We start from the raw sequence: 12,819 nt of genomic DNA, 5'->3' as shown, positions 1-12,819 counted from the left end.
ATGTGGTTCGATCGACCGGCAGTATGCACGCGCGCGGCGGCGGCGTGGTCGGCAGCGGTGCTTCTCGGCGCATTGCTCGTATGCGGTTGCGCGTCCGAGTCCGGCTCTCAACTGCAGGTCGTCGCCACAACGACCAACCTGGCCAGCTTGATCCGGGAGATCGGCGGGGAGCGCATCGCCGTTCGGGTGCTCGTGCCGCCGGGAAGCTGCCCGGGGCATTACGACATGCGCCCGGGCGATGCTCGCGCCGTCGCGCGCAGCGGGCTCCTGTTCGCGCACGACTACGAGCAGTTCGTGCCCCGGTTGGTGGAATCAGCGGGGTCTCCGCAACTGCGGACCTTCCGGCTTGAGGTCGAGGGCAACTGGCTGGTGCCGGAGGTGCGAGCTCGGGCTGCTGGGGAGGTGGCTCGTGCTCTGGGCGAGGCCGAGCCCGAGCATCGCGAGGCATACGAGCGGCGGGCGGCGGAAGCCGCCGGGCGCATCAAAGCGATCGAGGCCGAACTGCGGCGTGATCTCGACGAAGCCGTCCCGTCCGGCAGGTTCGCGCTTTGCTCGGACCAGCTCGAGCCGGTCGTGCGCTGGATGGGATTCGAGATCGCGGGCACGTACGGGCGGCCCGAGGAGCTGACCCCGCCAGCGCTGCACCGGCTGTTGGAGACCGGGCGCGCGCAGAAGATAAGCCTGGTCGTGGACAACTTGCAGAGCGGCCCTCACGCGGGCGCCGGGCTGGCGGGGGACATCGGGGCCGCACACGTGACGTTATCGAACTTCCCCGGAGGCTTCCCCGACACCGAGACGTGGGACGCCTGCCTGCGCGACAATGTGCGCCGCGTCATCGCCGCGCTCGGCGAAACCCGCTCGAAGGTCCGGAGTGACGATGCCGAACGCGGTTGAGATCGAGAATGCCGTCGTCGCCTACCGCGAACACGCGGCGCTGAGGGGCGTTTCGCTGGCGGTCCCCGAGGGACAATTGCTCGGCGTCTTCGGCCCCAACGGCGCCGGGAAGACGACGTTGCTCAGGCTCATCAACGGCCTCGTGCGGCCGACATCGGGCACCGTCCGCGTGCTCGATCACGACCTCGGCGCAGGCAGTCCAAGAGTTGTGCGCACCCAGGCCGGATATGTGCCGCAGTCCCTGGGTGTTGATCCGCGGATTCCCGTGTCGGCTTGGGAGGTGACCGTGATGGGGCGCTACGGGCGGCTCGGCATTCTGCGCCGTCCGGGAGCCGCCGACAGGGAAGCGGCGCGCCGTGCCCTGGAGCAAGTCGGCGTGTCGCATCTCTCACACCGCCCGTTCGGGCACCTGTCCGGGGGGGAGCAGCAGCGCGTCGTCATCGCGCGGGCGCTGGCCCAGGAGCCGCGTCTCCTGCTCTTGGACGAGCCGACCGCATCCCTCGACTGGGCGGCGCAGCGCGAACTGCCGGAACTGATACAGGCCGTGCACCGGCAGCGCGGGCTCACCACCGTCGTCGTCTCTCACGACGCGGACACTGTCGCCGGGCTCTGCGAGCGCGTCGTCCTGATGCAGGGCGGAGCGATCGTCGGCGAGCGCGACCCGGCGGCGTTCGCCCAGTTCTGCCTGAGTCGGCCGCGGTTCGAGACGGCCGGCGAGGGCGGGAGGAGCTAGTGCTGGTCTGGGATCTGCTTCAGGACCGCTTCATGCAGCACGCCGTGCTGGCGACCTTCCTGGCGGGGATCGCCTGCCCGTTGGTCGGCGTGCTCGTCGTCATCATGAGGCTGTCCTTCATCGGCGTCTGCATGTCCCACGCCGCTTTCGCCGGCGCGCTGCTCGGGCTCGTGCTCGGCGTGCATCCATTGCTCGTCGCGTTCCTCTTCGCCCTCGCCGCAGCGGGTGTGCTCGGCCCGCTCGCGGACCGCGGCGACTTCGCGCCCGACACCGCGATGGGGATCGTGTTCTCATCCTCCCTTGGGCTGTCGTTCCTGCTGCTCGCCCTCATCCCCGGCCCCAAGACCGAGGCGCTCAATCTTCTGTGGGGGAGCCCGCTCACCGTCATCCCCAGCGATCTCATCATCCTTGCCGTTGTCGCTGCTGCCGCCGTGCTCCTGAGCGGGCTGTTCTTCAAAGAGATTCAGGCGGTGGTCTTCCATCGGGAACTCGCGGCCGCGGTGGGCATCCCGGCCACCGCGGTGTACTATGGGCTGCTCTTGCTCAGCGGCACGGCCATCACGGCGTCGCTGAAAGCCATCGGTGGGCTGTTGGTCTTCGCGCTCATCATCAACCCGGCCGCAGCGGCGTATCAACTGACGTACAGCCTGCGGCGCATGTTTCTGCTCGCCGTGGGCTTCGGCGTTCTCTCGGGGTGGGCGGGTCTGGCGCTGTCATCCCTGCTCAATCTACCCAGCGGCGCGTTCATCATCGTGGTGTCCAGCCTGGTGTTTGTCGCGGCGGCTTTGCTCTCACCCAAGCGCCGGATCAAGCGCGCACGCGCCGCGGAGGCGACTCAGCAATGAACCGTCGGCAGTTTTTCGATCGGCACGCGCGGCACTGGGACGAGGAGCGCCCGAAGGAGATGGCGCCGCGCCTGGAAAGGGTGCTGGAAGAAGCGAACCTGCGCGCCGGCCAGCGGGTGCTCGACGTCGGCACCGGCACCGGCGTGCTCATTCCGCGGATAGTCCCGCGCATCGGTGATACCGGGGCCGTCGTTGCTCTCGATATCTCCGCCGAAATGCTTGCGGTCGCACGCGACAAGGGCGTTCCGGCAAACGTTACGTTCCTCGAAGGCGACATGCAGGACGCGCCAGCGCTGGCGGACGAATCGTTCGACCGAGTCATCTGCAATGCCGCGTTTCCGCACTTCCCCGACCGGCGGGCCGCTCTGGCTGAGATGATCCGCGTACTGCGACCCGGCGGCCACCTCATCATCTCCCACCCCATCGGTCGGGAGGCGGTCAACGCGCTGCATTGCGACCAGGGCGGGGTGGTCGCCGAAGACCGCGTGCCGGTTGCCGCCGAAATGCAGGCGCTGCTCGAGCGGGCCGGGCTCACCGAGGTGCGGGTGATTGACGAGCCGGAGTTCTACCTAGCGGCGGGTCGCAAGCCGGGCTGAAGCTCGCCGGACGCGACCGCCGCTCAGGCGGGGCTACGGCCCGGGCGCCTCGTCCCAGTACAGCGCGACGACGTCGTCCAGAGCAGTGCGTTCGTGCGCCGGTACGTCAAGCCTGAGATCCCCGCCGACGCACTGATACGGAACCGCGCCGCCTGTCCGCAGCAGCGTCACTTCCCTCGGCTCGGGCACGCGGCGGACCTCCACCGCCCCCTCGTGACTCGGGAGCACGTGGAGATACCAGACTCCGAGCCGCCGCGTGATGGGCACATTGGCGCGGTCGTCGCCGGGGGTCGGATCGGCCCCGATCAGCGACTCGCGGCTGTTCGCCATCCAGCGCGCCAACTCGTCGCACCGCTCGTAGAACCCCGGCGGCATCGTGCCGTCCGGTGCGGGGCCCACGTTGAGCAGGAAATTACCGCCCCAGGCGCGCGCGGTCGCCAGCGTCTCGAGCACCCAGGAATTGGGCCTGAATCGCCCCGTCGGATTGTAGCCCCAGTGCCCGTTCCAGGAAATGCAGTATTCCCACCATCCCTCGGGCCGGCCCTTGGGCAGATCCCATTCCGGCGTCGTGTAGTCGCCGACCCCGCCCCAGCGGTTGTTGATGACGATTCCGGGCTGCAGCTCGCGCACCCACGCCAGGGTCTCCTCGGTGTGGATGTCCTGTATGCCGGGCCAGCCCATCCCGTCGAACCACAGCACGTCAATCCTGCCGTAGCGCGTGAGGAGTTCTTCGAGTTGCCCGCGCGTGTAGGCATAGAACGCATCGAAGTTCCGCTGATTCTCGACCGGCTGCACTTCCCGGTGCTGCCCGCGCTTGTTGTAGTCGAAGTCCATGTCGCCGACGGGGTAGCCGGGGTAGTGCCAGTCCGCAGGCGAGAAGTAGAAGCCGACTTTCAAGCCGTGCCTGCGGCATGCCTCGACGTAGGGCTGCAGCAAGTCCCGCCCGCCCATGTACTGGCGGGTGCTGAGGTCGCCGTAGGCGGAAGGCCACAGAGCGTAGCCGTCGTGATGTTTGGCGGTGAGCACCGCGTATTGGAAACCGGCCTTCGCGGCGGCGGCCATCCACTGGTCCGGGTCGTAGTGCTGCGGGTTGAACTGATCGGCCAGGGCGTAGTACTTCTCGGGCGGGTGAAAGCGCGGATCGCCCCCTGCGGGGTAATCCTTGATCATCGCCCAGGAGGGCTGGATGCCGGCCGCGGAGTGAATCCCCCAGTGCATGAACAGACCCAGCCCGGCCTTCGGGAACCACTGCGCGTTGCGGTGCGTCGTTCGCTCGAATGCCGCCGCGCCGGACGCATCACCGAGCCCGCTCGCGGCGCACAATACCCATGCGATGGAGAGCATGAGAGGAAGCGAAAACAGACTATCCCGCATTGCGTGTCTCCATGCTGACTGCGCACATCGATCCGTCGTGGGCGGCGACGTTCCCCGACACCTCGCCGCGAGGACCTGAGCGGACGGAATCCGCCGCCCCTACCTCCCCGGGGCGATTTGATAGCGCTCGCCAGCCGCCGTCGGCCATTGCACGCGCCCTGCCTTGTCGCGTGTCGCTGTAACCGGTTGCCCGTCGTGCGTCACGATCGGATTCGTGCCGCCTGCCGCCACCGTGCAGGATCGCCCCGCAAGGCTGGTGATCGCTGCCGAGGTGAGCCGGCCGTCGGCCCAGGCGATATCCACCTCGAATCCGCCGCGGGCGCGCAGACCGCTGACACGACCGTTGGGCCAGGCGGAAGGCAGCGCCGGCAGCAGGCGAATCACCCCGCCGTGGCTCTGAAGGAGCATCTCCGCAATCGCCGCCGCGCCGCCGAAGTTGCCGTCAATCTGGAAGATCTCCGGCGGATGCAGATCGAGCAGGCTGCGGGTGGCGAAGTCCGTGATGAGATGCTCCATGTGCTCGCGGGCGAGGTCGCCTTCCCCGAACCGAGCCCACAGCGCCGCGACCCATGCGCGGCTCCAGCCGGTGTGTCCGCCGCCCGCCGCCAGCCGCCGCTCGAGCGACACGCGGGCCGCCTTCCACATCCCCGGCGTTTCCGGCGTGATCTGGTCTCCGGGGAACACGGCGTAGAGATGCGACAAGTGTCGGTGGCCGGGCTCGTGTTCCTCGTAGTCCTCGAGCCATTCCTGAAGCTGGCCGTGGCGGCCGATCTGTAGCGGCGCCAGGTCGCGTAGTAGCCGCTGCAAGCGCTCCCTCTCCGCCGCATCGCAGCCCAGGACCTCGCTCGCGGTGATGGCGTGGGTCATGACCTCGTGGATCAGCTCCAGGTCCATCGTCGCCGCGATGCCCAGGCTGACCGGCGACGAGCCGCCGACGAACCGGTTCTCCGGCGACTGCGAGGGCACGGTCACGAGCCGCCCCTGTTTGTCGGGCACCAGGTAGTCCTCGTAGAACGCCGTGACCTCTCGAATGAACGGGTAGGCGCGCTCGCGCAGAAAGTCGGCGTCCTGCGTGTACTCGTAGTGCCACCACATGTGCTGTGCCAGCCAGGCCGCGGCGCCGGTCCACACGTCATAGCACGGGGCCTCCGGCGTGGCGCGGTCCCAGACATCGGTCTGGATGGGTAGGCAGATGCCGCGGCAGCCATAGAGGTCGCGCGCCGCCTTGCGCCCCTCGGGCAGCGCGCGCTCCAGGTAGCTCAGGAAGGGCCGCGTGCACTCCCCGAGATTGGCCACCTCCGCGGGCCAGTAGTTCATCTCGATGTTGACGTCGTGGTGGAGATCGCAATCCCAGGGCGGCGCGAGCTGCTCGTTCCAGATGCCCTGGAGGTTGGCCGGCTGGTCGCATGAGCGGGAACTCGCCATGAGAAGGTAGCGGCCGAACTGGAAATACAGCGCAATGAGATCCGGATCCGCCTCCCCGCCCTTCATCGCCTGAACGCGTTCGTCGGTCGGGTCGGCGGTGTCGGCTGACGAGGGGCCGTGCAACTCCAGGCCGACGCGATCGAAGAGAGTGCGGTGCTCGGCGACGTGGGCGGCGCGGAGGGTCTCCCAATCCGCGGGAAGAGCGGCGAGCCGCGCAATGCACCCGGCGCGATCCACCGGCCCATCCCAGGAGACATCCGCGACCGCGAGGACAAGCAGCTCGTCCGCGCCCTCGACGTGCAGCGCGGCGCCGCCGTCCGCCGCAGGGACGATTCTCCCGCTGCGGGGTATCGCACGCAGCGCCGCGACGAACTCGATGCCTTCCTCAAAGCGCCCGACGAAGCCGCAGATATCCTCCTCAGCCCACGGGGTGAGGGTGCATTCCGGGTCATCCACGCGGCTGAGGGCGACCTGGGCGGTGATGCCCGCCGGTTGGTCGCAGGTCAGCCGGGCGATAATCGCCTGGTGCGGCGCGGAGACGAAGTAGGAGCGCTGCCACGATGCGCCGCCGCATTCGTAGGCGACGTGCGCTATGCCGTCGGCGAGGTCGAGCATGCGGGTGTAGTCGGACACCGAATCGTGGCCCGGCATGTCGAGGGTGAGATCGCCGACGGGTTGATAGGGCTGGACGCGCCGCTCGTGTCCGCTGAGATGGCGCACGGCGAGGTCGGCGGCTTCGATCAGTTTGCCCTCGAAAAACAGGCCGCGGATTTCGGCGAGGTGCTGGTGCTTTGGTTCCGTCGTGCGATATCGGGTCTTCCCACGCCACAAGTTCTCGTGGTTGAGGGCGAGGCGTTCGGTCGGCGCTCCGCCGAAGACCATGGCGCCGAGGCGACCGTTGCCGATGGGGAATGCGTCGAGCCACCGCGCCGCCGGCTGGGTGAGACGAATCATCGGATTGGGATTACTCAATGGCTGGCTCCTCGAAGTGTTGCCGAAGACCACCAAGGCGCAAAGGCACAAGGCAAACGCCGGCTTCGACACCTGAATGGTTCGCAACACGGGTTCCTCTGCAAGCAGTTCTGCCGGATGACCTTTGTGCGTCGTCGAGCGCAGGTCGGCGGGATCCGTTGAGCCTCTCTCGGCAGTGCTCGCACCGACGCTGAAGCCACCGGCCTCTTGCGATCCGGATTTCGTTGCGTTGCTTCTGCGGATCGAGCGGCAACACCTCGTGTGCGCTCGTACGGAGCGCTGCCCGATCGAGGAGCGACAGAGCGACCGGTGGCGACGAGCAGTCAGCTCGGATTGAGCGATGCCAATGGGCGTAGAGATGAGACAAAGACGAGCACTTCCTTCCCGGCTGGGCTGGACTCTGCGGCGTCGGATCCTCCGCCGGTGCTCGGAGTGGGTATCGGCCCGGGGTGCGCAGAATGTAGCGCAAGCGCTTTTCGGTGGCAGGTCCACAGGATTTGGAGATGCGAATCCGCACGCGCAGTGCCTTTCTCAGGGGCGACAATCACCTTGAGCGGCTCCAAGACGAACCCCCGTCAACCTTGACACCCCGCGCGATTCCTGCTATACTCCCGGCGATCCTGACAGGGAGCCGTGACCGCGGGCACGGCGGCGCTCAGGCGACCGTTCGCCCCGCGGCCAGGCAACTGAATACCTAGGAACCTGACCCGCCACCCAGCCCCCACCGAGAGGCCGCAGGCACGCCCGCACAGCCTGCGGCCTCACCATTTCTCCGGGCGGGGGAAGACAGGGCACGGGGGAAACCGGGAAACGCCCGAGAAAGACGACCCCGTTCGCCCCACTGGGTTCCGTGCGCCCGGCCAGTGCGCGGCGCGCCGGGCCGGAATCCGCGCCGGTACCCTCTCGCACTCACCGCGCATGCCCCGCAGGCTCAGAGCTCCGAGGTCATCCCCCCGCCAACTCCCGATACACATCCTCGATCTGCCCGACCACGGTTTCGAGATCGAACAGCCGCTCGACGCGCGCACGACCGGCCTGACCCATGGCCCGCGCGCGCTGCGGGTCGCGGATCAGCTCGGACAACGCCTGCGCCAATGCCGCCGGGTTCGCCGGCTCCACGAGCAGCCCGGTTTCCCCGTCGGCCACAACCTCCGGCGTGCCCCCGACTCGCGACGCCACCACCGGCTTGCTGAGAGCCATCGCCTCCAGGGCGGACAGCGACAGCCCTTCCTTGAGCGACGGCAGGCAGAATACGTCGAGTGCGGATTCGTACGGCATGACATCGCGCTGGAACCCGGCGAAGATGACGCGATCGGCGACCCCGCACCGCCGCGCCACCTGCTCCAGCGCGTGGCGGCTCTTGCCGCCGCCGACGATGACCATGCGCACGGGCAGGGATTCGCGCTGCACCAGAATGGCCGCGGCCTCGATGAGGTAGGAATGCCCCTTCTCCGGCCCCAGGCGGCCGACGGCCCCGATCAGCATTTCGCCGTCCACGACCCCCAGCACGGCGCGCTGCAGCCGCGGATCGGGCGCATCCCGATAGCGCGCCAACTCGATGCCGTTGTAGATGACGCTGATGCGCTCCCCGGGGACGCTCTGCGCAGCCAGGTGCCGGCGCACGGCGTGCGACACGGCGATGATCCGCCGCGCGTGCATGAAGCAGGTGCGGCTGTTGAGCCCATGCACGGTGGCCACGGCCGGCACGCCGGCGAGCCGGGCGGCAAAGCTGCCGATGAGACTCGCGGTTGACAGATGCGTGTGCAGCACGTCCGCCCGGTCGCGCCGCAGGCGCCCTGCGAGGCGCTGGAGTGTCACCGGGTCGAGCTTGCCGGTCGTCCGCGGCGCCCACACGTCGAACCCCCGCTGGCGCAGCTCCTGCGTCAGCGCGCGGCCGCGCGGGCAGACGACGGTCACCCGGTGGCCGCGCTCAATGAGCTTGCGCGACAAGGTCAGCACGTGCACCTCGGCGCCGCCGATCTGAGAGGGCGTGATGAATTGATATACTCGCACGTTTGGCCTTGGCCTCAGTCCCGCCGCGCCGCGTTCGCGTAGGCGCGGCGCAGCTTGCGCGCGAACAACGGCACGTAATTGTGACGCCGGATGTTGAGGCGTTTGATGGCGAAGGGATCACCGCCGGCACGGTTGACCCCACGCTCCACGGTGAACCCAGCGGTGTATCCCGCCTGCGCTGCGAACGCCCGCACTCTGTCGTCCTGATCGCCGAACGGATACGACACCGCCGTCACTTCGCTCCCGATGATGTCTTCGAGCATCCTCTTCGAATCCGCCATCTCGCCGCGCAAATCGCTGTCCCCCAACTGGCTGAGCCGGGTGTGGGTCATCGCATGGGAGCCGAACTCGACGCCCGCCGCCGTCATCTCGACTACATGCTCCGCCGTCAGCATCGGCTCGACGACGGCGGGGCGCTCCGGCTCCCAGTCGTTGACCCCGCCGATGAATCCCGCGAGCACGAACACGATCGCGCCGAAGCCGAACTCCCGGAGCGCGGGCAAGGCGTTATGGCACACGCAATCATAGCCGTCGTCGAAGGTGATGGCGATCGGACGTTCAACATCCACCGCCTCGCCGCGCATGTAGCGCAGTATCTCGTCCACGCCGACGGTCCGATAGCCGCCGCGGTGCAGGAAGGCCATGTGCGCGCGGAACAGCGCCGGGGAGACGTAGTGGCTCTTGACCGCGGCGCCCGGAGCGTACTCCGCGATCTTGTGATAGAGCAGGACGGGGAGGCCGTCGGCCGCGTCGTGCTGGCGGCTGCGGAGCAATCGTGACAGCAGTTCCACGCCGTAGGTTTTCTGTGGTGGCGATTGCGGTCCTTCCGATGGAACGCGTGCCGACCTAGCCGCCGATGGTCGTTCGGAGCAAGCGGGAGGCTTCCTCGCATATCTCGCGGAGCGAATCGCGCTTCATTACTTCCCGCACGGGCCACCCGGTCGTGCGGCCGAGTCGGCGCCTCTTCGACTCGCCCAACGGATGATAGGGGAGCAGGTTCAGCTCCGCTGCGCCGCTCTCCGCCGCGAGGCGCGCCAGGGCGAGCAGCGTCTCGGGAGAGTCATTGAACCCGGGGACGACGGGGACGCGTACGATGAACCGGCGCCCCGAGCGCGCCAGGAAGGCGAGGTTGCGCAGCGCCCGCTCGTTGGACACGCCGGTGAAGCGGCGATGGGCTTCGGGATCCGGATGCTTGACGTCGAGCAAGATGAGGTCGGCCGCTGCCGCCGCGGCTCCGAAAACGTCATCCCTAACATTGCCGGCGGTATCGAGCGTCACGTGCAGCCCGTGCGCCCGGCACGCGGCCATCAGTTCCAGCGCGAAGTCGGGCTGGGCGAGCGGCTCCCCGCCGGAGAGGGTGACGCCGCCGCCGGAAGTGCGATAGAACGGTTCGTCGCGCAGCACGACCGCGAGCACTTCGTCCGCCGTCATGGCCCGCCCGATGACCTCGAGGGCGGTGCCCGGGCAGACGCGAGCGCACTCGCCGCAGGCATCGCACAGACGGCGCAGGACGCGGCGGGCTCCGTCGAGGCGTATCGCGCCGCGCGGGCACGCCTGCGCGCACGCCCCGCACTTCAGACAGCGCTCCGGCCAGAAGTACATCTCCGGCTGCCGCGCAATGGACTCCGGATTGTGGCACCAGCGGCAGCGCAGGGAGCAGCCCTTGAAGAACACCGTGGTGCGGATGCCCGGCCCATCGTGGAGGCAGAATCGCTGGATATCGAAGATCAGTCCGGTGGTCATGGGTCACGGAGTCTCGGTATCAGGTCCGCGGCGCCGCGCGCCGCTGCGGGCCGCGGCATAGACCAATCTATGCTATTCGACGTGCGGTGGGCGAACACTTCTCGGGACGGGGACTCGCGGGCGTTCGCTCGCGCGAAGCCAACGCGGCTGACGCCAAGCGCTCTTCACACAACCCGGAGCCGGCGTACGCGCTCGGCCAAGCGGCTGCGCCGCTCCAACCAGCGCCGCGCATTCTCGACATCAGGCCACGGCACCTGGAAGGAGAGCGCCTGACCCCACGCCATCTCGAAGTTGTGATGGAAGGGAGCGCTGCGCGGCGGGAATCGCATCACCCGCGCGGGGCGGTCGAGGGGACGCAGCACCATCTGCGACTCGTCATACGCCGTTTCGCGCGACAACACACCGCGCGCGCGGGCGTAGGCCGGTGCCAACCGCGTCACCTCCATCCACTCGAAGACGGCCTTCTCCGTCTCGCCCTTGAAGTAGAGCGCCAGCCCGTAGTTGCTGTGGGTAATCGGGTTGTTGGGCTGCATGTCCAACACCCGGCCGAGGTGGTACACGGCTTCGTCAAGCTGCTTGTTGCGGGCGTAGGCGAGGCCGAGGTTGTTGTGCGCCTCCGGGGAATGCGGGGTGAACGTAAGCACCTTGCGGAAGCACGCGATGGCATCCGCCATGCGGCCTTTCTTGAAGTAAACGAGGCCGAGGTTGGTCTGCGCGTCGGGGTTGAGCGGTTCCAACTGAACGAGCTTCTCCCACTGCTCGATGGCGCTCACGAGATTGCCCTTGTCGCGGTAGGTGCGACCGAGGAGGTCTCTCGCGGTGGGCAGATCGGGGTCGAGGTCGAGGGCGCGCCGAAGGGCGCGCTCGGCGGCGTCGGCGTCGCCCTCCAGGTAATAGGCGAGGCCGAGGTTGGACGGCGGCAGCGGGCTGGTGGGCAGCAGGTCAACCGCACGGGCGAAGTGCTGCACCGATTCCACGGTCAGCCCCTGCACCAGGGCGACGACGCCGAGGTTGTTGTAGGCCTCGGCCAGATTCGGGTTGTACTCTATCGCATGCTTGAGCTGCTCCTCCCCCTCGGCCAGCATCTGCAGCGAGTCATAGGCGAGACCGGCGTCGTAGCGCGCGACGGCGTGGCCTTCATCCGCCGCGACCGCCCCGCGGAAGTAGTTCAGGGCATTGGGCAGCCGTCCCTTGAGATACACGGCGAGCCCGAGGTTGATCAGCACATCGGCATTCCGCTGGCGCAGTTGATCCGCACGCTCCAACTCGTGCATCGCCGCGTCTATGTGGCCCTCGTTGAGCTGCATCGTGCCGTAGTTGTAGCGGATCTCGAAGTCGCTGCCCGAGATCTCGATTGCGCGCCGGAACTCGGCTGACGCCTGCTCCATCTGGCCCATGCCGTAGTAGGCCAGCCCGAGTTCGGCGCGGACTCGCGCGTGGTCGGGAGCGCTGCGCAGGGCGCGCGTCAGGCGCTCCGCCGCCTCGGCGAACTCATTGCGCACGACGTAGCCGACGCCGAGGTTGTAGTGCGCGAGGGCGTAGTGCGAATCGTAACGCAGAGCGAGGCGAAACTGCGCGATTGCCGCCGCGTCGTCGCGCTGAGCGTGGTAGATAACGCCCAAGTTATTGAGCGCTTCGGGCAGGCGCGGTGAGTTGGTGAGAGCGTACTCCAGGTCGCGGATCGCGTCTTCGTACCTCCCGCGGCGCGCGAGCAGGTAGGCGCGGTTCTGACGCAGGTTCATGTGGCCGTCGTCCAGCCGCAGGCCCGCTTCCACCGCCGCGAGCGCCTCGTCGTGCTGCTCGGATTGGATCAACGCATAGGCCACGTTAGCCTGGACGGGGGGCGATGGCGGCAGCGCCTGGGCGGCTCGCCGAAGCAACTCGAGAGCCCGTGGGTGGTCCCCCCTGTGTGCGGCAATGATGCCCGTGTTGTGCGCCACCACGGGATCGTTTTCGGTCAGTTCGTAGGCGGTCTCCATGTGTTGAGTCGCCGCCGGACGTTGGTCGGCAACCCACTCGAGCAGGGCGAGACGATGGTGGGCCTCAGCGTTGCTCGGGTCGTCTCCAATCGCCCTGCGCTGCGCCGCGATGAGGCGGCGCGCCTTGGATCGAGCAATGCGCGAAACGAGCACGAGGTGCACGGTGAAGATGCCGCGCAGGAAAAGGCGCCACGCGGCCTGCGGCATGTATCCGATGAGCAGTCCGGCCATTAGGCAGATGGCCG

The 12,819-nt window shown here is 68.2% G+C and carries 10 protein-coding genes; 4 read left to right on the top strand and 6 right to left on the bottom strand.

Annotated features, from left to right (window positions below; genetic code table 11):
* The 4 genes from JSV65_18630 to JSV65_18615 are packed head-to-tail and all read left to right on the top strand — an operon-like array spanning position 1 to position 3,068.
* Positions 1 to 894: a zinc ABC transporter substrate-binding protein gene (locus tag JSV65_18630; protein ID UCH34513.1), complete on the top strand. Its 894-nt coding sequence runs from the start codon at positions 1 to 3 to the stop codon at positions 892 to 894.
* Positions 878 to 1,627 (top strand): ABC transporter ATP-binding protein, encoded by a 750-nt coding sequence (locus JSV65_18625; GenBank protein ID UCH34512.1) that lies wholly within the window; start codon positions 878 to 880, stop codon positions 1,625 to 1,627. Before JSV65_18630 ends, JSV65_18625 begins: the two co-directional genes overlap by 17 nt.
* 32 nt (positions 1,628 to 1,659) lie before the next feature.
* Complete coding sequence (locus JSV65_18620) at positions 1,660 to 2,472, top strand: metal ABC transporter permease (GenBank protein UCH36841.1); 813 nt, start codon at positions 1,660 to 1,662, stop codon at positions 2,470 to 2,472.
* Complete coding sequence (locus JSV65_18615) at positions 2,469 to 3,068, top strand: methyltransferase domain-containing protein (protein UCH34511.1); 600 nt, start codon at positions 2,469 to 2,471, stop codon at positions 3,066 to 3,068. Before JSV65_18620 ends, JSV65_18615 begins: the two co-directional genes overlap by 4 nt.
* A 33-nt stretch (positions 3,069 to 3,101) precedes the next feature.
* On the opposite strand, the gene JSV65_18610 is transcribed toward JSV65_18615, so the two are convergent.
* The 6 genes from JSV65_18610 to JSV65_18585 all read right to left on the bottom strand — a co-directional run.
* On the bottom strand, positions 3,102 to 4,442 hold the full coding sequence (locus JSV65_18610; GenBank protein ID UCH34510.1) for an alpha-L-fucosidase: 1,341 nt from the start codon (positions 4,440 to 4,442) through the stop codon (positions 3,102 to 3,104).
* 99 nt (positions 4,443 to 4,541) lie between these two features.
* Positions 4,542 to 6,839 (bottom strand): glycoside hydrolase N-terminal domain-containing protein, encoded by a 2,298-nt coding sequence (locus JSV65_18605; GenBank protein ID UCH34509.1) that lies wholly within the window; start codon positions 6,837 to 6,839, stop codon positions 4,542 to 4,544.
* 945 nt (positions 6,840 to 7,784) lie between these two features.
* The gene (locus JSV65_18600; GenBank protein ID UCH34508.1) at positions 7,785 to 8,852 is read right to left on the bottom strand and encodes a glycosyltransferase family 4 protein; all 1,068 of its coding nucleotides are present in this window, start codon (positions 8,850 to 8,852) and stop codon (positions 7,785 to 7,787) included.
* Between the two features lie 14 nt (positions 8,853 to 8,866).
* On the bottom strand, positions 8,867 to 9,643 hold the full coding sequence (locus JSV65_18595) for a polysaccharide deacetylase family protein (protein ID UCH34507.1): 777 nt from the start codon (positions 9,641 to 9,643) through the stop codon (positions 8,867 to 8,869).
* 55 nt (positions 9,644 to 9,698) lie between these two features.
* The gene (locus JSV65_18590; protein ID UCH34506.1) at positions 9,699 to 10,595 is read right to left on the bottom strand and encodes a glycyl-radical enzyme activating protein; all 897 of its coding nucleotides are present in this window, start codon (positions 10,593 to 10,595) and stop codon (positions 9,699 to 9,701) included.
* Positions 10,596 to 10,759: 164 nt separating this feature from the next.
* Positions 10,760 to 12,819 (bottom strand): tetratricopeptide repeat protein (locus JSV65_18585; GenBank protein UCH34505.1); only part of this gene is annotated, 2,060 nt, incomplete at its 5' end.

The organism is Armatimonadota bacterium (assembly GCA_020354555.1).
Lineage (GTDB): Bacteria > Armatimonadota > Hebobacteria.
Note: the sequence above shows the minus strand (reverse complement) of the source record. Positions and strands in the feature narration are given on the sequence as shown.